At 62.8% G+C, this 22,251-nt stretch carries 15 protein-coding genes and 1 pseudogene; 6 read left to right on the forward strand and 10 right to left on the reverse strand.

From position 1 onward, the window contains the following. The first annotated feature begins 331 nt into the window (after nt 1-331). Nucleotides 332-613 (forward strand): hypothetical protein, encoded by a 282-nt coding sequence (locus ACB039_RS06775; protein ID WP_371165352.1) that lies wholly within the window; start codon nt 332-334, stop codon nt 611-613. Nucleotides 614-704: 91 nt separating this feature from the next. Here ACB039_RS06775 and ACB039_RS06780 read toward each other — a convergent pair whose 3' ends face one another. Both ACB039_RS06780 and ACB039_RS06785 read right to left on the reverse strand, forming a co-directional pair. Next, entirely contained in the window at nt 705-1,829 is a 1,125-nt protein-coding gene (locus ACB039_RS06780) for an anhydro-N-acetylmuramic acid kinase (RefSeq protein WP_371165353.1), read from the reverse strand. Nucleotides 1,830-2,362: 533 nt separating this feature from the next. After that, complete coding sequence (locus tag ACB039_RS06785; RefSeq protein ID WP_371165354.1) at nt 2,363-3,682, reverse strand: peptidoglycan DD-metalloendopeptidase family protein; 1,320 nt, start codon at nt 3,680-3,682, stop codon at nt 2,363-2,365. Between the two features lie 114 nt (nt 3,683-3,796). On the opposite strand from ACB039_RS06785, the gene tyrS reads away from it, so the two are divergent. After that, nucleotides 3,797-4,996: a tyrosine--tRNA ligase gene (gene tyrS, locus ACB039_RS06790; RefSeq protein WP_371165355.1), complete on the forward strand. Its 1,200-nt coding sequence runs from the start codon at nt 3,797-3,799 to the stop codon at nt 4,994-4,996. Nucleotides 4,997-5,065: 69 nt separating this feature from the next. On the opposite strand, the gene ygjK is transcribed toward tyrS, so the two are convergent. The 3 genes and pseudogenes from ygjK to ACB039_RS06805 form a co-directional block, all read right to left on the reverse strand. Then, complete coding sequence (ygjK, locus tag ACB039_RS06795) at nt 5,066-7,546, reverse strand: alpha-glucosidase (protein WP_371165356.1); 2,481 nt, start codon at nt 7,544-7,546, stop codon at nt 5,066-5,068. A gap of 184 nt (nt 7,547-7,730) precedes the next feature. After that, a pseudogene (locus ACB039_RS06800) lies at nt 7,731-8,045 on the reverse strand (helix-turn-helix domain-containing protein); the annotation flags it as partial. A 70-nt stretch (nt 8,046-8,115) separates the two neighbouring features. Then, nucleotides 8,116-9,372, reverse strand: a complete 1,257-nt coding sequence (locus ACB039_RS06805) for an adenylosuccinate synthetase (RefSeq protein ID WP_005331291.1) — start codon at nt 9,370-9,372, stop codon at nt 8,116-8,118. A gap of 169 nt (nt 9,373-9,541) precedes the next feature. On the opposite strand from ACB039_RS06805, the gene ACB039_RS06810 reads away from it, so the two are divergent. Then, entirely contained in the window at nt 9,542-10,450 is a 909-nt protein-coding gene (locus ACB039_RS06810) for a LysR family transcriptional regulator (protein ID WP_182788167.1), read from the forward strand. Between the two features lie 75 nt (nt 10,451-10,525). Here the strand turns inward: ACB039_RS06810 and ACB039_RS06815 are convergent, their stop codons facing one another. Continuing rightward, nucleotides 10,526-11,860, reverse strand: a complete 1,335-nt coding sequence (locus ACB039_RS06815; RefSeq protein WP_371165357.1) for a TAXI family TRAP transporter solute-binding subunit — start codon at nt 11,858-11,860, stop codon at nt 10,526-10,528. A 239-nt stretch (nt 11,861-12,099) separates the two neighbouring features. Further along, on the reverse strand, nt 12,100-13,242 hold the full coding sequence (locus ACB039_RS06820) for a MalY/PatB family protein (RefSeq protein ID WP_371165358.1): 1,143 nt from the start codon (nt 13,240-13,242) through the stop codon (nt 12,100-12,102). A gap of 163 nt (nt 13,243-13,405) precedes the next feature. On the opposite strand from ACB039_RS06820, the gene ACB039_RS06825 reads away from it, so the two are divergent. Beyond that, entirely contained in the window at nt 13,406-14,578 is a 1,173-nt protein-coding gene (locus ACB039_RS06825) for an MFS transporter (protein WP_371165359.1), read from the forward strand. A gap of 69 nt (nt 14,579-14,647) precedes the next feature. Here ACB039_RS06825 and ACB039_RS06830 read toward each other — a convergent pair whose 3' ends face one another. Further along, entirely contained in the window at nt 14,648-15,532 is an 885-nt protein-coding gene (locus tag ACB039_RS06830; RefSeq protein WP_005331279.1) for a LysR family transcriptional regulator, read from the reverse strand. Nucleotides 15,533-15,619: 87 nt separating this feature from the next. Next, the gene (locus tag ACB039_RS06835) at nt 15,620-16,375 is read right to left on the reverse strand and encodes a YciK family oxidoreductase (protein WP_218409409.1); all 756 of its coding nucleotides are present in this window, start codon (nt 16,373-16,375) and stop codon (nt 15,620-15,622) included. Between the two features lie 221 nt (nt 16,376-16,596). On the opposite strand from ACB039_RS06835, the gene sohB reads away from it, so the two are divergent. Then, nucleotides 16,597-17,604, forward strand: coding sequence for a protease SohB (sohB, locus tag ACB039_RS06840; RefSeq protein ID WP_371165360.1), 1,008 nt, complete (start codon nt 16,597-16,599; stop codon nt 17,602-17,604). A 243-nt stretch (nt 17,605-17,847) separates the two neighbouring features. Here the strand turns inward: sohB and astB are convergent, their stop codons facing one another. Next, a complete protein-coding gene (gene astB / locus ACB039_RS06845) occupies nt 17,848-19,185 on the reverse strand; it encodes an N-succinylarginine dihydrolase (protein WP_171268703.1) in 1,338 nt (445 codons plus the stop codon). A 360-nt stretch (nt 19,186-19,545) separates the two neighbouring features. Between astB and topA the strand changes: the two genes are divergently transcribed. Then, the gene (topA, locus tag ACB039_RS06850) at nt 19,546-22,167 is read left to right on the forward strand and encodes a type I DNA topoisomerase (RefSeq protein ID WP_171273422.1); all 2,622 of its coding nucleotides are present in this window, start codon (nt 19,546-19,548) and stop codon (nt 22,165-22,167) included. The last annotated feature ends 84 nt before the right edge of the window (nt 22,168-22,251 follow it).

Genomic DNA, 22,251 nt, shown 5'->3' on the forward strand with positions numbered 1-22,251 from the left:
GGCAACAGTTGTCCGTTCCCGACGAATGACGACGGGTGATACGGAAAACAGTCATCGCTGTTTCGAGTCTTGCTTCGACGTCGCCTGCGTGGGCGAGCGGCTGATGGAGAAATGGATCGGGTTGATGATTCAGACAGGGGGATTCTATGGGGGGCCGACCAGGGGATGCAAACCGGGATCGCATTTCTATGAGGTGGCTCAATGCTCTGAAATATAGCTAAAATGCGGTTCAATTCACCATATATAACGGCTGACCGGGTGTCATAACGCGCCTTATAAGGGAAATGGCCGCAGTGCGTGGGTTTGTACCGGGCCGTCGTTGATCAATTCTGTGAATAAAGGGTTAATCATCGGCAATGTTTTGCTGTTCATGCACTCCAATATGAATGGCTATGCATTTTATGCCCATGGACGGGGCTGTCAGCAACATCAAAAATATGCTAACCAGTGTCCGTTTTCGACCCTTGCAACAGAGGCGGGAAATATCATTCACCCAGGCTGCATGACGACGATGTCATTGACGCAAGCGAGCCGCCGTAATCAACCAATATGGGCTATATATGACATCCAGATTTATGCAATGAAATTGCAGCGGAAAATAGAAGGGGAATGAACACGGTCGATAACGGCTGACGGCAGAGCCGGACAATGACAGAGAGGGCGGCATGTGCCGCCCTCTCTGTTCGTGTGCGCAGGTTGCCCGCTCAAGCAGGATAGAGGGCACCCAGCACCGCCGGTCGGCTGGCGCCGGTGACGGCGGGCAGGTTGCCGGGCTTGCGGTGGACAAAGCACATGGCCAGCCAAGCAAAGGCCGCTCCTTCCACCCAGTCGGGGGCGAGCCCCAGCTCGGCCGTGCTGGCGATGTGCCAGCGGGGCAGCAGGGTGGCGAGCTCCCCCAGCAGGGGGCCGTTGTGGGCGCCACCGCCGCAGACGAACAGTTCTGGCCTGGTTTGCGTCTCATCCACCGCGGGCAGCTGGCGGGCTATGCTGTGGCAGCTGAGGGCCTGCAGGGTGCGCTGTACATCCACCGGGGCGTATGCCGTGCCTGCCAGCTCGTGGTCTAGCCACTCCAGGGTGAACATCTCTCGCCCTGTGCTCTTGGGGGCGGGGGCGGCGAAGTAGGGGTGAGCCAGCAGCTTGGCTAGCAGCTCGGGAACAAGCTGGCCGCTGGCCGCCCACTGGCCACAGGCGTCATAGCTGCCGCCGTCGGGCTGATGGCGGCGATACCAGCCATCGAGCAGGGTGTTGGCGGGACCGGTATCGAAGCCATATACCCCTGAACCAGAGCCCCCGTCGGTCTGGCCCGACAGCACTGAGATATTGGCGATGCCGCCGAGGTTCAGCACCACCCGCAGGGCGCCCGGTTTGGCAAAAATGGCCTGATGGAAGGCGGGCACCAGCGGCGCCCCCTGACCGCCTAGGGCCATGTCCAGGGTGCGAAAATCGGCAATCACATCGATACCCGTGAGGGCAGCCAAGAGTGCCGCATTGCCTATCTGCAGGGTAAAGCCGAGCTGGGGGCGGTGGCGCACCGTCTGGCCGTGGGAGCCGATGGCACGGATATCCTTGGGCTCAAGCCCTGCCTTGGCAAGCAGCGCCAGGGTGGCGGCGGCAAATTCCTGCGCCACGCGATTGTCGGCCACGCCCATGCGGTCTATTTCGTTCTCCCCCGGGGTGCAGAGGGCGTGAAGCTCGCGGGCCGTTGCCTCTGGCCAGGGATGGCAGAGCGCCGCCTCCACCCGAAGGGTTTCCCCATCCAGAGTGACCAGCACGGCATCGATGCCATCCATGCTGGTGCCCGACATCAATCCGATATAGCGCTCAGCCATGGTGTCTCCTCAATTGCGGGTCGTACTAGAGAGCAGGAGATTGGGGAATAGGGTCACGGCCTCAATGCCATGCCATATTCTGGTACCCGACATCAATCCGATATAGCGCTCGCTCATGACATGCCCTTATGTGACGAGAAACCTGACCAAGGAGTGGAGGAGGGCGCGGCATCTATCCCATGCCAGGCTCTGGTACCTGACATCAATCCGATATAGCGCTCAGCCATGGTGTCTCCTCAATTGCGGGTCGTACTAGAGAGCAGGAGATTGGGGAATAGGGTCACGGCCTCAATGCCATGCCATATTCTGGTGCCCGACATCAATCCGATATAGCGCTCGCTCATGACATGCCCTTCTGTGACGAGAAATCTGACCAAGGAGCCGAGAAAGGCGCGGCACCTATCCCATGCCAGACTCTGGTGCCAGGCATCAATCCGATATATCGCTCAGCCATGAGCTCTCCTCAATATGGTTGCCAAGAGTGGGCTGAATAAAAAGGGCTGGCGGGCATTATCCCGCCAGCCCCTCTGGCCTTAGCTGCCGTTGCTGTCCCGCTGGTTCTGGGCCAGTTGCAGCTCCGTGCTGTCAAGCTTGGCCAGTTGTGGCCTGGCCTGTGCCTTGAAGCTGGCCAGTGCGCGCCCGGTGAGGGTCTCAGCCTGGGGCAGGGTGAGGGTGCGTGGGTTCTTGTGCACGCCGCCCACCACGAATTCATAGTGCAGGTGCGGGCCTGTGACGCGGCCGGTGCCTCCCAGCAGGCCTATGGTTTGCCCCTGTTTCACCCGCTGCCCCTTGTTCACGGTGCGCTTGGAGAGGTGCAGGTATTTGGTTACGTAGTTGCCAGCGTGCTTGATGAACACATAGTTGCCGTTGAACTGGTTGTAACCGGCCGCCACCACGCTGCCGCCCCCCGCCGCCATGATGGGGGTGCCCACCGGCGCCACGTAGTCGATGCCGTTGTGGGGGCGCACCTTGCCGGTGACCGGGTGCAGGCGACGCGGGTTGAAGTTGGAGCTGATGTATTTGAAGTTGACCGGGGCGCGCAGGAAGCTCTTGCGCATCGCCTTGCCTTCCGGGGTGTAGTAGTTGCCATCCTGGTTCAGCACGGCGCGATAGATGGCCCCCTGGTTGATGAACTCGGCGGCCAGGATGTCGCCGGAGGCGACCCGTTCGTCATCCTGATACTTGTCTTCGTAGACCACCCGGAAGCTGTCTCCCGGCTGCAGGTCCTGGGCAAAATCGATGTCCCAGCCGAAGATGGCGGCCAGGTCCATGATCTGATCCTCCGTCATGCCTGCCTCGCTGGCGGCGCCCCAGAAGCTGGATCGGATCTCCCCCTTCGCCACCTGCTCGCGGGTGTCGAGCTCGAGCTTGACCGACCTGGCGACGAAGCTGTCGTCCTTGCGGCTCACCTTGAGCGCCTGTTCCAGGCTGTGCGGGTAATACAGGCTGTGCAGCTCGCCCTGTTCGGTGAGCTTGAAGGTGAGCTCCTGCCCCGGCTGCAGCATCCGCAGGGGATCGCTGCCGTCGAGCTGATCGATAAGATGAAGATCAGTGGTATTGAGCCCGATGCGCTGGAAGATGACCCCCATGTTGTCGCCCCGGCGCACCTTCACCTGCTTGGTGATGTAGCGCGGCTTGGGCGGGGTGAGGGGCTGCGCGGTCTCGAGTTCATCGTTTGCGGCGGCCGCGTCGGCGGGCTGGCGCAGGGCAAGCTCGTTGCCGTTGTCATCGACCCGGGTGGCGACGGCCTGTTCGCTTGGCCAGGCTGCCAGCATCATCACCAGGATGCTCAGAATAAGCACCATCTTGCGGTGCCAGGTAGGAAGAGAGTTGAAGGCGTGCCAAATGACCATGAGAAGCTGACGAAGTTGAACCCAGAAGAAGGTCGGAGTTTACCGCCTTTCCAATTGGCCTGCCATTCCAGTAATATGTCTGGCCCTGTGGAATCGTGATTGGAGAGTCAAAAAATGTCCCAGCTCGAGGTGGCGCTAGCCGAGATCAAGCGCGGAGCGGAAGAAATTCTGGTTGAAGAAGAACTTGTCGCCAAGTTGAAGGAAGGGCGCCAGCTGCGCATCAAGCTGGGGATGGACCCGACGGCTCCGGACATTCACCTGGGTCATACCGTGATCCTCAACAAGCTGAAGACCTTCCAGGATCTGGGCCACGAGATCATTCTGCTGATCGGCGACTTCACCGCCATGGTGGGGGATCCCTCCGGCAAGAACAGCACCCGCCCGCCGCTCTCCGAAGAGGCCATCAAGCACAACGCCCTCACCTATGCGGAGCAGGCGTTCAAGATCCTGGATCCCGCCAAGACCCGCATCGAGTACAACTCCACTTGGTTGGGTGAGCTGGGCGCGACCGGCATGATCAAGCTGGCGGCCAAGCAGACAGTGGCCCGCATGATGGAGCGCGACGACTTCAAGAAGCGCTACAGCGGCGGCCAGTCCATCGCCATTCACGAATTCCTCTATCCGCTGCTGCAAGGCTATGACTCGGTTGCGCTCAAGGCGGACGTCGAGCTCGGCGGTACCGATCAGAAGTTCAACCTGCTGATGGGTCGCGAGCTGCAAAAAGATGCCGGCATGGCCGCCCAGTGCGTGCTGATGATGCCGCTGCTGGTGGGTCTGGACGGCGTCAAGAAGATGTCCAAGTCCGCCGCCAACTACATAGGCGTGCACGATGCCCCGGGTGAGATGTTCGGCAAGATCATGTCCATCACCGACGATCTGATGTGGAACTACTACGAGCTGCTCTCCTCCCGCCCGCTGGCGGACATCGAAGGCTTCAAGGCCGGTATCGAAGCCGGTACCCTGAACCCCCGCGACGTGAAGATCTGGCTGGCGAAAGAGATCATCACCCGCTACCACGACGAAGCGGCGGCCGAAGCGGCCCACGAGGACTTCACCCAGCGCTTCTCCAAGAACGCCATCCCGGACGAGATGCCGGAAGTCGAACTGGCGCTGGACGGGGAAGGTCTGGCTATCGCCAACCTGCTGAAAGACGCCGGTCTGGTGGAGACCACCTCCGAGGCGCTACGGATGATCAAGCAGGGCGCGGTCAAGGTGGATGGCGACAAGCTGGACGATGGCAAGGCACTGATCGGTGCCGGTACCGCCGTCTATCAGGTCGGCAAGCGCAAGTTTGCCCGGGTGACCGTCAAGTAATCGCGATCCGCTGATAGAAAGAAGGCCTCCATCATGGAGGCCTTTTTGTTGGCTGACTACCGCTGAGAGTTAGCTCTCTTTCTTCAGAAAGTTGCGATAGAGCATATAGAGGTGGGCCGAGCTCCAGCTGAAGTTGCTGGCCCCCTGCATGGCGCCGGTTTCCGGGTTGTAGTTCTCGCGGATGGGGCCGCTGCCCGCCAGCCCCTCGGCGTTGGCAAACAGCTTGTTGACCAGCAGTTGGGCGTCGTCGCGATAGCCGTAGTTCTCCAGCCCCTTCACCCCGAAGTAGAACTGATCCAGCCAGACCCGGCCGCGCCAGTAGATGTCGGGGTCGTAGGCCGGGTTGGTCAGGGCCGCCGTGCCGAGCGGCACTTTGGTGTTGAACTCCTGGCTGCTCAGCATCACCTCGCGCACCCGCGCCGCCTTCTCCTTGTCCGCCACCTCGGCCCAGAGCGGGCTCCAGCCTTCCGGGCCACGGCCGCGGGCGGTCAGCAGCTTGCCGACGCAGCCGTTGGCATCTGCCACGTCCCCCTGGGCAATCTGGCGATCGTAATAGAAGCCGGAGGCCTCATCGAACAGGCAGCTGTTGATGTAGCCGGCGAGCTGGCTGGCGCCCTCGCGATAGCGGATCCCTTCGTCAGGCTTGCCGAGCAGCTCGGCCATGTCCGCCAGGATGCGCTTCTCCTTGGCGAGGAAGGCGTTGAGTTCCACCGACTCCTGATCGATGGAGAAGCCGATGAGGCTGCCGTCGTCCTCGTGGTTTTCGAAGAAGGCGACGTTCCAGTCCTGGCGGGCCTTGTCGATGTCGCCACCATAGGCCTTGTCGGCGTAACGCTTGAGCTGATCCGGCTCGATGAAGCCGAAGCGGGCGGCGTTGTCCATGCCGGACTCCCAGCCGGCGCCGTGCTGGGCACCTATGTCCATCTCGTCGTACCCGCCTGTGTTCAGCACCTGCTGATAGAGCGCCATACCGGCGCAGCCATACCAGCCGTCCCCTTCGGCGGTGCAGCTCGCGAGATCCAGCCCGGCGGGCACGCCACTGGCGTACTGCACCTTGAAGGTGATGTTGCCGAACTCGTCGTTGTGCTCGACGTGGCGGGTGGCGCCGTATTCGATGATGCCGTTGCGGTTGTTGTCCCGCGCCCTGTACCACCAGTCGTGATAGGCCTGGATCTTCGGATACATCTCGGCGATGAAGGCCTTGTCTTTAGTGGCGCTGTAGATCTCCCAGATGGCCCAGGCGGAGAGCGGCGGCTTGGTGTCCCGCTCGTTCCAGTTGCCGCCGTCGCCACCTCTGTCCGACAGCTTGTTGTAGAAGACGGCGTCGATCACCATGCCGGCATCCTGCGGACGCACCGGGTCATCCGGCTGAACCTGGTAGTCATACATGGCGCGCACGTTGTTCTTGGCTACCTCGGGGTTGAAGTGGGCCATGGCGTAGGCGTGCTTCCAGCTGTCCCAGGCCCAGACGCCGTCGAACCAGCGGGCCGTGTTGGAGGGGGTGACCCCGTCGTGGAGGATGGCGCCAGCCGGCGAGCGCCAGTTGCCGTTGAGGGTCTCCATCGCCTTGACCGCGATGCGACGCTCCGACTCCGGGATGCCCTGGTTGGAGAGGCCGCGCGCCAGGTAATCTTCCCAGCGACGGATAGAGGCATCGAAGGCGTCGGCCGGGTCGGCCAAGAGCGCCTGGCGGCTCTGCTCGAAGCGGCTCGCCTCCTCGCTGCTGTGGACATAGCTCTGCAGGGTGTAGATATCCTGCTGACCCTTGGCGGCCAGGGTGAGGCTGGTCTCGCTCACATAGCCGAGCCCCTTCTCGTCCAGGGTGGTGCGGCTCGGCAGGGTGCGGTCGATGCGGTAGCGGGCGCTGCCGCTTTGCATGATGTTCCAGGTGCTGCGCAGTTCGCCGAACTGGAACTCGATGCCTTGCTCGCTCTGGCTGATGGTGCGGGTCCAGTCGGGATACTGCTCGGCGACCGTCTTGTTGGCATTCCACTGCTGGAGCAGCTCCCCCTGCCAGTTGAGGGTCAGGGTGAGGGGCGCATCCTGGTTGTTCACCAGACGGGTGCGGATAAGGGCGGTGCGAGCATCGCCGTAGCGCAGCTCCAGCTCCAGGGTGAAGGGCTCGAACTCGAAGCGCTGCACCAGGGCGCCGGGGATGGCGTAGATCTCATGCTTACTGGCGCTGGTGAGCGGGAAAGCGCGGCCGCTCTCGTCCCCCAGACTGAGCCTGTCAAGCTCGCTGGCGAAGAACAGGCTGTACTCTTCGGCGATCACCATGGGGCCGGTGAAGCCGCCCCACTCGCCGTCGCTTTTGGGTAGCAGGAAGCCGTGCCAGGCCCCGAGATCGAGCAGCGGGTTGTATTTGAGGTTGGAGTAGCTGTCAAAGTCACGGAACTGGAGCGGGGTGCCGGTGCGATCGATCACGTTCCGATACTGGTTCGCCAGGGTGGCGCCAGGCGGGGTTGGGGCACTCGAGTCATTGCCGTTGCAGGCGGTCAGGCCAAACAGGGCGACACCCAGGGCGATGGAAAGTAAATTTTTACGAAACATATCTCGCTCCAATGACGATTTTGTAGGTTAAGGAAGGTGCTTTTTTTGTGTTTATTTTAGTAAAAACGTTTTCATGGCCATTCTAGGGGAAAGAAAGCGGAAAGATTGGCGCTGCGTCACAGTATGGATGGGGAGACGTGTGATCGGGATCACCGGGTTACATGAGGTTACACAGGAGTTGTTTTTAGTAACTATTTACTTGTCGCTGTGGCGCCGTTGCGGGACAGGTACGCAAATATTGGTGGGGAGTCAGGCCGAACTCCTGCTTGAAGCGGGTGGCGAAGCGGCTGGGAGAGTCGTAACCGCAGGCGAGGGCGGCCTCCAGCGGGCTCAGTCCCTGTTGCAGCAGGGTGAGGGCGTGGCTCATGCGCACCTGGGTTTGGGTGGTCTGACTCAGCTTGCGGCTAGCCATGGAGCAAACCAGCTCGAAGCAGAATGTCAGCGCCGGGCTTATCTCAAGGCGTGGCTTCCTCTGCGGCGTGGCCTGGGCGTCAGTCAGCGGGCCGGCCATAAAAAAACCGGCCTCCATGAGGCCGGTTTTGACATCTTGCTGGCAGCAGCGAGGCAGCTTAGCGCAGTATCATCTGCTCGCGGCCCGGGCCGACGGAGACCATGGGAACCGGCACACCCAGCAGGGCTTCGATGCGCAGCACGTAGTGCTGGGCAGCCTTGGGCAAGTCTTCGAACTTGCGGATGTGGGAGATGTCTTCGCTCCAGGCTTCCATGGACTCGTACACCGGCTTCAGACCGGCAGTTTGCGGCCAGATCGGGTTCTCGGTGTTGGCACCTTCGTAGGCCACGCAGATCTTCAGATCCGGCATGCCGGAGAGGCAGTCCAGCTTGGTCAGGGCGATCTCGTTGGCAGCCTGGATCTCCAGACCCTGCTTGGTGGCGACCGCATCGAAGTAACCGATGTCACGGGGACGGCCAGTGGTGGCGCCGAACTCGTTGGCGAACTTGCGGAACTCGTCCTGATTCTCCATGGCGGTGATCAGGGTGCCGGTACCGACCGAGGTACTGAACGCCTTGGCCACGGCAATCACGCGCTCGGGGCGCAGGGCCGGCAGGCCGCCACCGATGCCGGCGTAGGCGCCGGAGACGTGGGAGGAGGTCACCCAGGGGTACTCACCGTAGATGAGGTCACGGCCGGCGCCCAGCTGGGCTTCGAACAGCAGGGTGCCGTTCTTGGCCTGGATGGCCTTGAGCGGCTCGCTGACGTTGCAGACGGCGTCGATCCAGGGGGCGGACACTTCCAGCAGCCAGTCGGCCATCTCCTGAGCAGTCTGGCTGAATTCGAAGCTGGGGTAGAGCGCCTTGAGCTGCGGCAGTTTCCAGTCGAGGAAGAACTGGATGCGCTCGACCAGCACGTCCGGCTGTTTCAGCCAGCCCACCAGGATCGCCTTTTTCATGACCCGATCACCGTAAGCCGGGGCAATGCCCTGACGGGTGGAGCCATAGGCACCATCACCCAGACGGACTTCTTCCAGGGTGTCTTCCAGCGCGTGGATCGGCAGGCAGAAGGTGGCTCTGTCAGAGATGGCGAGTTTCGGAGTCACGCCGGCGGCCTTCACTTCGGCCAGTTCTTTGGTCAGCGGCTCCGGGCTGATGACCATGCCAGGGCCGAGCACGACCAGGCAATCCGGGTTGAAGACGCCGCTTGGCAGCTGGTGCAGCTTGAAGGTGCCAAGATCGTTGACCACGGTGTGGCCGGCGTTGTTGCCGCCCTGGAAACGGATGCTGGCGGCGGACTGGCCTGCCAGATAATCGACGATGCGGCCTTTGCCTTCATCACCCCAGTTAGCACCTACGACTACGATAGACGACATGACTCTTTCTCCTAAGACGTTAGGCGTCCATCCTAGGAGCCCTATGCGGATTAGAAAAATTAATTATCTTTATAATTCCGATAAGTAAGTCATATAATTATGGCCAATTTATCGGCAAAGCCCCGCCATGACGCGCCACCCCGCGCCAGCCGTGGGTGAGAGTTACCTCATGTTGGATATTCACTGGTTAAATACCTTTGTCACCCTGGCCCGCCTGCAGCACTTCGGCCAGACCGCCACCGAGCTGCACATGACCCAGCCCAACGTCAGCCTGCACCTCAAGAACCTGGAGCAGGCCACCCGGGTCAAGCTCATCGAGCGCAGCCCGTTTCGGTTGACTCAGGCTGGCGAGCGGCTGCTGCAAAGTGCCGAGCGTGCCATCAACGAGCTGCAGCTCTGTCAGTCCGATCTCAACGCCCTCAGCCAGTTGAGCCAGGGGACGCTCGCCATCGCCGCCAGCGACATCATCTCGCGCCTGTTGCTGATCCAGCCGTTCCAGCGCTTCAAGCAGGCCTTTCCCGGCATCGATCTCACCCTGTTCAACACCACCTCGGATCAGGCGGCGGATCTGGTCAGGGCGGGCAAGGCGGATCTCGGCTTCGTGATGGCGCAAAAGCGCAGCGAGCCGCTCTACTACACCGAATTGCAGCAGGTGACCTGGTGTGCGCTGGGGCAGGGGCTCACCCGCTGGCAGGCCCGTGCCAGGGCGGGGGAGAGCGATCCCCTCGACGAACCGACCCTGATCCTGCTGGGGCACGACACCCGCACTCGGGCGCTGATTGACCCTTCCTTGCCCCTGCTCGGGCTGCCGAGCTGCCGCATCATGGAGGTGGGCAGCGTGGATGCCCAGCTCGACTGGGCAGAAGCGGGGTTCGGGGTGGCCATAGTGCCGGATTTCTCGCTCCACCCGCGGCTCAAGCTCACCGCTCCCGTGACCCGGCTGACCGACTTCCCCGGCACCAGCCTGGGGTATGTGGTGCGCCAGAACCAGGTGCTGTCGCGAGCCATCAAGCAGTTGCTGCACTGGGTGGAGGAGGAGATCCTGCGCCCGGACTCGTTACTGTCCCCCAAAGGGTGAACCCGGTGCCCTTCGCTGAACAGTCAGATGACAAGAGGCCACCCCAGGGTGGCCTCTTGCATTGTGCTCTCCCCGTCATTGGGCGGGGGCTGGCGTCTCGCCGGTGACCGGCGAGGCGCCGCTTGGGCTGCCCGGTACGGGTGTGGCGGTTGTCGCTTGCTCGGTGCTCTTTGCCGCCGAAGGGGTGGCGATCTTGGCCGCATCCGGCTGGCTGCCCTGCGCTATATCAGCCTCCGTCGGCACCGGTAGCGTGGTCAGCGCCGGGGCTTGCCCGGTCGCCACCGCATCCGAGCTGGCCGGCAGGGTGGCGCCAGCAGGCTGCTCCGGCAGCACCTCAGCTCCTTCCAGCGGGGTGGCCGCGCTGGTGGGGGCCGACGGCGCCGTGGGGAGCTCCCCTGAGGTAGCCTCGGCCCCGGAGGGGGTGAGGGACTCGGGCAACAGGGTCGGTACGGCATCCAGCATGCCGGGGTGCAGCGGGAGTATGTCCCCTGCCTGCATGGATTCGGGGGTAAGGGTGGTGAGCGCCGGGTGCAGGCGAGTGAACTGCTTGAGATGGCGGCTCAGCACGTCGCGCAGGGTGCGCACCTCGGCCTCGGGCAGGCTGGCCTTGGCCACCAGCTCGGCGGTCACGGCAAAGGTGGCGAGGGAGCTGGTCTGCCCCGGGTAGAGATTGGCGCCGATGCGGCTGCGTTGGTAGTAGGGGTATTGCTTGAGCAGCTTGTCTATCTGCTCCCCCTCGATGGGGATGAGGCGGGCCTGGCAGCGACCGGTCAGATCGCCGATCCCCTGATTGGGGTGGCCGGCAACCAGGAAGGCGGCATCCAGGGTACCGTTGCAGAGTCCCTCCAGCCGGTTGCCGGGGGATGCCACGGGAGGCAGTGTGAAGTCGGTTGGGCGCCAGCCCATGGCTTCGAGCAGTGCCTGGCTGGTGACCCTGTCTCCCGAGTTGGGGCTGCCCAGATCGACCCGCTTGCCTTCGATGTCCGCCAGAGTGGTGATGTTGCTGGTGGCACTGGCGAGCAGGGTCAGGGATTCATTATGGAGCCGCAGCAGGCTGCGCAGCTGATCGTTCGGGGCCTGACCCGCGAAGGGGCCGCTGCCGTGGGCCGCATGGAACAAGACATCCGACTGTACCAGCGCCAGCTGGATGTCGCCCTTGGCCAGTGCGGCCAGGTTGGCAATGGAACCCGAGGTGCTCTGTACCGTGCAGTGCAACCCGTGGCTGGCACTGTCGTCGTTGAGCAGGCGGCAGATGGCGCCCCCCGTGGGGTAGTAAACGCCGTTGAGCGCCCCCGTGCCTATGGTGACATAGGCGGGGGCGGCAGACAGGGGCAGCGCCAGCACGGCCGCCAGCCAGGGCTGGACAAGGTGTAACAGGTGTGACAGGGCGCGCAGGGGTCTTGGGTGCATAGGGAACCGGAACAATGGCTGAAAAAAGGGATGAACCAGGCTCATCCCGTCATGAGTCACATCTTATCTATATCAGATGTGAACCTGAATGGCTTTCGCCATTCCCGTCCATGGCTGGGGGAGGCTGACCGGCAGCCCCCTCCTTGCCGTCAGTGGCGTGCCTGGAGAATCGCCTTCTCCATGCGAGCCAGCGTCTCCCTGAGCCTTGCCCGGTGGCTTGCCGGAGCGTGCGATCCTTGTCAGATGCTGCGCTGAAGAATGGCTTTCTCCATGCGCGCCAAGGCTTCGGTGAGGCGAGCCCGGGTGCAGCCAAAGTTGAGGCGCACGCATTGGCCATCACCAAACTGGGCGCCCGGGGAGAGACCGACACCCGCCTGCTCGAAGAAGGCGACCGGGTCATCCAGCTCGAGGCCGCTCACATCGATCCAGGCGAGATAGGTCGCCTGATTCTTTGCCAGCTTGACGCCGGGCCAGCGGGCAACCGCCTGTTCGATCAGTGTCAGGTTGGCCCTCAGATAGTCGAGCTGTTCGCTGAGCCACTGTTCACCACCCTCGTAGGCGGCCTCGGCGGCCACGAAGCCCAGCAGGTTGACGTCGGCACTGATGCCGCGCATCGCCTGCTGCAGCTTGAGGCGCAGGCGGCTATTGGGCACTACCGCGAAGGAGCAGCACAGACCCGCGATGTTGAAGGTCTTGCTCGGCGCCATCATGACGGCGCTGCGTTCGGCGGCCGACGGGCTCAGGGCACCGTAGGGCAGGTGGCGGGCATCCTTGTCCAGCAGCAGATCGCAGTGGATCTCGTCCGAGCAGACCACCAGATTGTGGCGCTCGGCGATGGCGTCGATGGTGAGCAGCTCCTCGCGGGTGAAGACGGTGCCCCCCGGATTGTGCGGGTTGCACAAGAGCAGCAGGTCGGCGGAGGGAGCCTGGCGTTCCAGCTCCTCCAGATCCAGCACCCAGCGTCCGGCCTCCTCCATCATGGGAACGGTCAGCAGGGGACGATCGTTGAAGCCCGGCGCCTGCAGGAAGGGGTAGTAGACCGGCTTGGGGGTGATGATGCCACGGCCGTGCTGGCTCCAGGCTTTGCAGGCGAGGTTCAGACCGGGCACCACCCCCGGCAGGAAGACCAGCCACTCCGGGGAGATAGTCCAGCCATAGCGCTGCTGCATGCGGGTGATGATGAGTTCGATCAGCCGGGGGGAGGGGCGGGAATAGCCGAAGATGCCGTGGGCCACCCGCGCCGTGAGCGCTTCGATGACGGCGGGGGGCGAGGCGAAGTCGGTGTCGGCCACCCACATGGGCAGCACATCCTGACCCTTGTACTTGTCCCACTTCAGGCTCATGGTGCCGCTGCGATCTATCTCCCGATCAAAATCAAACATGTGAAATCCTTGTACTGGCCAGAGGGTTTACCAATGTACGGACTTGGACGTGGCCTCGCAACCCTTGAGGTGGCTGTTGATAATCGCATAAAATAAACGCCGTCATACTGTACACCCGCCGGCTTCTGGCTCCCTTTTTCTCTTCCATATCAATGGTATCTCTATGAGTTTGCTGAGTGCTGCCCGCAAGAGGCCGGATCCCGTCTCTCTCTCTTTCCTCGCCGTGACCTTCATGACCGGGGTGGCGGTGGCACTCCAGGTGCCCACTTTGAGCCTGTTTCTGGCCGAGGAGGTGCAGGTGCGCCCCTTTCTGGTGGGGCTCTTCTATACCGTCAACGCGGTGATCGGCATCCTCATCAGCCAGTGGCTCGGCCATCGCTCCGACAACGGGGGGGATCGCAAGCAACTGATCCTGCGCTGCTGTGTCGCCGGCATAGTGCTCTCCCTGCTGTTTGCCTGGAACCGGCAATACTGGCTGCTGGTGAGCCTGGGGGTGGTGCTGGCGAGCCTGACCGCCACCGCCAGTCCCCAGCTGTTTGCCCTGGCACGCGAATATGCCGACAGCCGCAACAAGCGGGCGGACATGTTCAGCTCGGTGCTGCGGGCCCAGTTTTCCCTGGCCTGGGTGATTGGGCCACCGGCGGCCTTCGCGCTCGCCATCGGCTACGGCTTCGAGGTGATGTATCTGGCCTCCGCCCTGGCTTATCTGATCTGTGCCTTCGTGGTCTGGCGCTGGTTGCCCTCCCTGCCGCTGCCGAGCATCCGGGGCGAAGGGGAGCGGGTCAGCAGCTGGCGAGATCCTTCGGTGCGGGCGCTCTTCATCGCCTCCACTCTGATGTGGACCTGCAACAGCATGTACCTCATCAACATGCCGCTCTACATCACCCGTGAGCTGGGACTGGAGGAGAAGCTGGCCGGGATCCTGATGGGCACGGCGGCGGCCCTGGAGATCCCCTTTATGCTGCTGGCGGGTTACTACACCCGGCGTTTTGGCAAGCGGCCCATGATGCTGCTGGCGGTGCTGGCCGGGGTCGGCTTCTACGCCGGCCTGGTGACCCTGTCGAGTCAGGGGGCCCTCATCGCGCTGCAACTGCTCAACGCCATCTTCATCGGCATCGTCGCCGGGATCGGCATGTCCTATTTCCAGGATCTGATGCCGGGCCGGGCCGGGGTGGCAACCACCTTGTTTGCCAACAGCATCCGCACCGGCTCCATCATGGCGGGCGCGATAGCGGGGACGGTGGCGGAGATCTGGAGTTTTCACGGGGTCTTCATGGTGGCCACCGCCTTGGCGCTGGCCGCGCTGGCCGCCTGCTGGCGGGTGCCCAATGTGTGAGGTGCCCGGGGCGGGCGAGTGAGGGCCTGACGGGATGAGCAGGGGCCGGCCGCGTTGGCCGGCGCGGGACTATTTGCCGCTGTCGGCCTGGTATTCGTTGCGCAGGCAGCGCAGCAGCAGCTCGGCTGCCGGCCCCAGGGCATCGGTCGACGGGGTGAGCAGGTAGGTGTAGAGGTAGCGCTCGCTGCCGCCAGCGAGATCGAGCCTCACCAGGGCGCCGCTGGCGAGCTCCTCCTGCACCAGGTGGCGTGGTACCCAGGCATAGCCGAGACCGAGGCTCACCATGCTGAGCACCTCGCGATAGTGGGTCGCCTTCCAGCCGGTGTCATCCGCATCGTTCCAGTCCACCGAGCGGTGGATGGGGGGGTGCAGGCTTATCTGGTTATGGCTGGCGAGCAGTTCGGCCGTGATGGGCTCCTCCTGCCCGGCGAGGGGATGTTCAGCCGCGCACAACGGCAACAGGCAGACCTCGTCCAGGGGCAGACCGGTGCGATCGTGGGGCAGGTGCTCGGAGAGCATCAGATCACCCACCTGGAGTGCATTGAAGTGGCAATGGATCCGCTCGTGCAGATTGATGCGGCAACCCCGGCTGCGGGGATGGAAGTGCGCCAACGCCCGATAGAGCCGCTCGCGCGGTTGCAGCACCGACACATAGAGGTTGATCTGCGGCTCCCACTGGCGCTCCAGGTTGTTGGCCAGGTTCTCCAGCTCTTCCACCTGCTGGCTGAGCTGGCGGGCCCGCTTGAGGAAGATCTCCCCCGCCGGTGTCAGCACCGCCTTGCGCCCCCTCACCTCCAGCAGGGCCAGCCCCAGGCTCTGTTGCAGCTTGGCGACCGCATGATTGAGGGAGGATTGGCTCTTGTTCAGCGCCTCCGCGGCCTGGGCGTAACCGCCACAGTCCACCACGGCCTGGAAGATCCGCCATTGCTCAAACGTGCTCTTGGGACGAAACATAGTGCAACCTGTCAGGGGCCGATGGGATTCAACAGGGCGCGACTGGCGCCCCCCTTCACTTTAACCCCATCTGGTTAGTGTGTTGATTTATTTGGGCTGGGCCACGAAGGTCTGGCCGGTCTTGCCACGGCTGTCCGGCCCCATCAGATAGAGATAGAGCGGCATCAGGTCGGCCGGGGTCTTCAGCAACTGGGGATCTTCCGCCGGGAAGGCGCTGGCGCGCATCCTGGTGCGGGTGCCGCCCGGGTTGAGGGTGTTGACCCGCACCCCAGTGTTCTCCAGCTCGTCCGCCAGCACTTCCATCATGCCCTCGACGGCGAACTTGGAGATGGCATAGGTGCCCCAGTAGGCTCGTCCCTTGCGCCCCACGCTGGAGGAGGTGTAGACGATGGAGGCCTCGCCGTGCGCCTTGGCGGTCTGGCGAATGAGGGGCAGCAGGGCCTGGGTCAGCAGGAATTCCGACTTGACGTTGACCTGCATCACCTCGTCCCACTCCTTCTCCTGGATATGTTCGAAGGGGGAGAGGGTGCCAAGCAGGCCGGCATTGAACAGCACGCCATCGAGGCGGCCGAACTGCTGGGAGAAGGTTTCGGCCATGCCGCGGTAGTGGGCGGCGGTGGCCCCTTTCAAATCGACAGGGACTATGGCGGGCAGCGGGTGGCCGGCCGCCTCTATCTGGTCATAGACCGCCTCCAGCTTGGCGCTGGTGCGACCGAGCAGCACCACGGTAGCGCCGTGGGCGGCATAGGTGAGCGCCGCTTCGCGGCCGATACCGTCACCGGCACCCGTTACCAGAATGACCTTGTCCTTGAGCAGATCCCGAGGGGCCTGATAATCGAGCATGTGCACTCCTGTTAACAAATCTGTGGCGGATGGGCGCAATAGAGGAGGCAAGTGTACTGATCCGGCCCTGCCGTTGACCAGCATGAGACGGCAAAAATGTGAAGAAAACAGGGCGGTAGCCTGAATTGGCGCAAGATGGCCCTGGGCCAGGGCAGAGTTTTTGCGCGGCGCCGACAAACTCCTTACTATGTGAAAAAACCGAACATAGCGCGGAGCATCAAGTGGCATTTTTGACCGAATACGGCCTGTTCCTGGCCAAGACCCTCACCCTACTGCTGGCCATCGGCGCCGTCGTCCTGATGGTGGCGAGCAGCCGTCAGCCCAGGACCCGCAAGGGGGAGCTGGTGGTGACCGATCTCTCCAGCGAGCTGGAGCAGGGGCGTCATCAGTTGCAGACGGCCCTGGCCGGCAAGGCCGAGCGCAAGCAGATGGACAAGGCACGCAAGGCCGAAGACAAGGCGCGCGCCAAGGCGACCGATGAGCGCAGCCGGCTGTTTGTGCTCGATTTTCACGGCAGCATGGATGCGAGGGAAGTGGCCTCCCTGCGGGAAGAGGTGAGCGCCGTGATTGGGGTCGCCCGGCCCGGGGACGAGGTGCTGCTGCGCCTCGAGTCCGGCGGCGGCGTGGTGCACGGCTATGGCCTGGCGGCCTCCCAGCTGCAGCGCCTGCGTGACAAGGACATCACGCTGACGGTGGCCATCGACAAGGTGGCGGCGAGCGGTGGCTACATGATGGCCTGTGTGGCGGACAAGATACTGGCGGCGCCCTTTGCCATTGTCGGCTCCATCGGAGTGATAGCCCAGTTACCGAACTTCAACAAGCTCTTGAAAAAGCACGACATCGAGTTTGAGATGCACACCGCCGGTCAGTACAAGCGCACCATCACCATGTTCGGCGAGAACGACGATCTGGGTCGGGAGAAGTTTCGCGAGGAGCTGGGGGCCATCCACGAGCGCTTCAAGGGGTTCGTGGCCGAGCACAGACCCGACCTCGACATCGACAAGGTCACCACGGGGGAGCATTGGCTGGCGAGCCAGGCCAAGCAGCTCGGCCTGGTGGATGCGCTCTGCGCCAGCGATGACTACCTGCTGGCCCAGGCCAGCCACCACAAGGTGGTCGGCATCAGCTACCGCAAGCCCAAGAGCCTGACCCAGCGGCTAGGCCGCCAGGCCGCACTGGGGCTGGAGGGGGCGCTCGGCCGCCTCTGGCAGCAGAGTCCCTGGCGCTGAGAACCTGTTTCGAGCTTACTGCGAGGTCGTGATCAAGGCTCATGTGCTGCTCGCTTGTTTGTAACCAAGAGTTCTCATGTGTATCTACACACTCCGGTTCCTGTGCTGCTCTTCACCTTGCTGACGATCTCTCGCTACAGCTCGTGAACAGGTTTTATAGCTCAGTGCAAAGGACTAAAAAGAGAGCCGGGCATTGCCCGGCTCTCTTTTTATTGCGTCGGCTCTGCTGGCCGATGGCGCGCCTCAGCGCTGGAAGGGGTAGACGGAGCCGAGTTTGAGGATCTGGGTCAGCTCGTCCAGGGCGGTGCGGGTCTCCAGCACCAGGGCTGGATCGCGCAGATCGTCCAGCGCCAGGCTGTCGCGGTAGTGGCGATCCACCCAGGTGTCGAGGCGGGCAAACTGGTTGTCGTTGATGAGGCAGGCCGGGTTGACCGCCGCGAGCTCGGCGTCGTTCATGGCGACCCGCAGTCGCAGGCAGGCGGGGCCGCCGCCGTTGCGCATGCTCTGCTTCACGTCCATGAAATGTACCCCCTTGATGGGGGTGCCCAGGGTCACGAGCTTGGCAAGATAAGCGGATACTGCCGGGTTGTCACGGCACTCGGTGGGGGCGATGATCGCCATCTCACCGCTCGGCAGGGTCAGGATCTGGGTGTTGAACAGATAGGATTTCACCGCGTCCTGCACCGACACCTCATTGGTCGGCACTTCGATGAAGTGCAGTTCCCCTTCACCGAACTTGGTGCGGACCTCGGCCAGGGCCGCCTCGGTATGGAGGAAGGCCTGCTGGTGGAAGAAGAGCACATTCTGGTTGCCCACCGCGATCACATCGTTGTGGAACACCCCCTGATCGATTACGTCCGGGTTCTGCTGGATGAAGACGGCGCTCTCTTCCCCCAGGCCGTGCAGACGGGCGATGGCCTGGCTGGCCTCCAGGGTCTGGCGGGCCGGGTAGCGCTTGGGGGCGGGCTGTGAGACGTCGAAGGCGCTGCGGCCATAGACGAACAGCTCGACCCCGGCCTCGCCGTAGGCGCGGCACAGGCGGGTGTGGTTGGCGGCCCCCTCGTCACCGAAGTGATCGTTCTCCGGCAGGTGCTGATGGTGGCTGAAGTGGCGATCGTTGTTGAACACCGCGCGCAGGATGCGGCCGGTCACCTCGGGCTCCAGGGAGCGGTGGAACTTGTTGGTCAGGTTGGCGGGGGTGAAATGGATGCGGCCATCCTGGGTGTCGGCACTCGGGGATACGGTGGCGGCGTTGGCGGTCCACATGCTGGAGGCGGAGTAACAGGCGGCCAGCACGGCGGGGGCCTGTTTCGCGGCCTGGGCCAGGACGCTGGCATCGTTACCGGTGAAGCCGAGGCGGCGCAGGGTGGCGAGATCCGGCCGCTCCTGCGGCGCCAGCACCCCTTGCGTCATGCCGAGCTCGGTCAGCGCCTTCATCTTGCGCAGCCCCTGCTTGGCCGCCTCCTTCGGATTGGACGCTTCCTTGGCGTTGCTTTGGGACGCCACGTTGCCATAGGAGAGACCAGCATAGTTGTGGGTGGGGCCGACCAGGCCGTCGAAGTTGACCTCGAAGTGCTTCATGACTACATCCTTTCGATTTTTATATGGGGAGCGGTTCCTTCCGCGCACAAAGCTGCGGCGTGCGGCCATTATAAAGAGATTTCATCCTTTGTAACAAGCTGATAACCAAGATGGTTTTTTATGTGACGGGGGTGGCTGGATATGTCATTTCCAATCTAAAAAAGGGGGGGATATAGCATAAAAACAAAAAAGCGGTTGCTTCCCGCGCCTCCCCTTCGCATTAATAAATAAAGAAGCAAGGTGGTTCGGGCTGCATGGCAAATTTGTTCACAAGATTGCTTTTTCCCGTCAAATCTCTTATACAGCCCCACAAAACCGCACGCCAACCCCGTCGGGTGCAATGAGGATAATAGTTACAGCATGGGCAAATCACTGGTCATAGTGGAGTCTCCGGCCAAGGCCAAGACCATCAACAAATATTTGGGCAAGGACTACGTGGTGAAATCCAGCGTCGGTCACGTGCGCGATCTGCCGACCAGCGGCAGCGGCAGCACCGAGCCCAAAAAACCTGTCATTCGCGGCATCAAGCTCAGCGAATCCGAGAAGGCGGCCAAGGATCGCAACGCCCTGTTCTCCAGGATGGGGATCAACCCGACCGCAGGCTGGCAGGCCAACTACCAGATTTTGCCCGGCAAGGAAAAAGTGGTCAGCGAGTTGCAAAGTCTGGCCGCCAAGGCCGACACCATCTATCTCGCAACCGACTTGGATAGAGAAGGGGAAGCGATCGCCTGGCACCTGCGCGAGATCATCGGCGGCGACGACAGCCGCTACAAGCGCGTGGTGTTCAACGAGATCACCAAGACCGCGATCCAGGAGGCGTTTGCCCAGCCGTCCGAGCTGAACATCCATCGCGTCAACGCCCAGCAGGCCCGTCGTTTCCTCGACCGCGTCGTGGGTTACATGGTCTCCCCCCTGCTCTGGAAGAAGCTGGCCCGCGGTCTCTCCGCCGGTCGGGTGCAATCCGTCGCGGTGCGCCTCATCGTCGATAAAGAGCGCGAGATCAAAGCCTTCGTGCCGGTGGAGTTCTGGGATCTCAACGCCGATCTGCTGACCGGTGACAAGGCGGATCTGCGGATGGAGGTGGTCAGCCGCAACGGCGTCGACTTCAAGCCGGTGACCCAGGCCGAGACCTTCGCCGCCGTGGCTGCCCTCGAAGGGGTCGACTACAAGGTGGTGAACCGGGAAGACAAGCCGACCGGCTCCAAGCCGTCCGCCCCCTTCATCACCTCCACCCTGCAGCAGGCGGCCTCCACCCGGCTGAGCTTCGGGGTCAAGAAGACCATGATGATGGCCCAGCGTCTCTATGAAGCGGGTTACATCACCTACATGCGTACCGACTCCACCAACCTCAGCAAAGAGGCGGTCGAGGCGGTGCGGGAATATATCGGCGAGCAGTATGGCGCCGCCTATCTGCCGAGCGATCCGAATCTCTATGGTTCCAAGGCCGGCGCCCAGGAGGCCCACGAGGCGATCCGCCCCTCCAGCGTGCAGGTGACTGCCGAGATGCTGGAAGGGATGGAGCCCGACGCCATGCGGCTCTATGACCTCATCTGGCGCCAGTTTGTGGCATGCCAGATGACCCCGGCCCAGTACGACTCCTCCACCCTGACCGTCAAGGCTGGTGAGTTCGAGCTCAAGGCCCGTGGCCGCACCCTGCGCTTCGCCGGCTGGACCAAGGCCCTGCCGCCCATGGGTCGCAAGGGGGACGACAGTCAGCTGCCGGCGGTGACCGTCGGCGAGATCCTGAAGCTGGTCAAGCTGGATCCCCGTCAGCATTTCACCAAGCCGCCCGCCCGCTTCACCGAAGCGGCCTTGGTGCGCGAGCTGGAAAAACGCGGCATCGGCCGCCCGTCCACCTACGCCTCCATCATCTCCACCATCGTCGATCGCGGTTATGTGCGGGTCGAGAGTCGCCGCTTCTTCGCCGAGAAGATGGGTGAGATCGTCACCGACCGCCTGGTGGAGAACTTCGTCGAGCTGATGAACTACGAGTTCACCGCCAAGATGGAAGACAAGCTCGATGGCATCGCCGAAGGCAGCCTGGAGTGGAAGAAGGTGCTGGACGCCTTCTACGCCGAGTTTACCCAGGAGCTGGAGCAGGCCGACAAGCCGGCGGAAGAGGGGGGCATGCGAGCCAACCAGATGGTGCTGACAGACATCGACTGCCCGGATTGCGGCCGCAAGATGGGCATTCGCACCGCCACCACGGGCGTCTTCCTCGGTTGCTCCGGCTATGCCCTGCCGCCGAAGGAGCGCTGCAAGAAGACCATCAACCTGGTCAGTGCGGACGAGTTCGTCTCCGCCACCGACGGGGACGAAGCCGAGACCGAGGCGCTGCGCGCCAAGCACCGCTGCGGTGTCTGCGGCACCGCCATGGATGCCTACATCATCGACGACAGCCGCAAGCTGCACGTCTGTGGTCGCAACCCGGACTGCGACGGTTACGAAATCGAGCAGGGCCAGTTCAAGCTCAAGGGCTATGAAGGGCCGAGCATCGAGTGCGATCGCTGCGGCTCCGAGATGCAGCTTAAGAACGGTCGCTTCGGCAAGTACATGGGTTGCACCAATGAGACCTGCAAGAACACCCGCAAGATCCTGAAAAACGGTGACATAGCGCCGCCGAAGGAAGATCCGGTGCCGCTGCCGGAGCTCAAGTGCACCCAGTCCGACGCCCACTTCGTGTTGCGTGATGGCGCCGCCGGTCTCTTCCTCGCCGCCAGCAACTTCCCGAAATCACGCGAGACTCGTGCGCCTCTGGTGGAGGAGCTCAAGCGCTTCCGTGATCGGTTGTCGCCCAAGCATCAGTACCTGGCCGACGCCCCGGCGTCAGATCCTGACGGTAACGCATCCGTGGTGCGCTTCAGCCGCAAGAGCAAGGAGCAGTACGTGATGACGGAGGTGAACGGCAAGGCAACGGGCTGGACCGCCCATTACGACAATGGAAAATGGCAGGAGAGCCTGCCCAAGGCGAAGAAAGCCTGATCCACTACCGCTCATACCATGATGAAAGAGGCCCCTTGCGAGGGGCCTTTTTATTGGGAGATGGCGGTATACTGAGAGAGCTGC

Source organism: Aeromonas sp. S2(2024) (genome assembly GCF_041402505.1).
Classification (GTDB): Bacteria; Pseudomonadota; Gammaproteobacteria; order Enterobacterales; family Aeromonadaceae; genus Aeromonas; species Aeromonas media.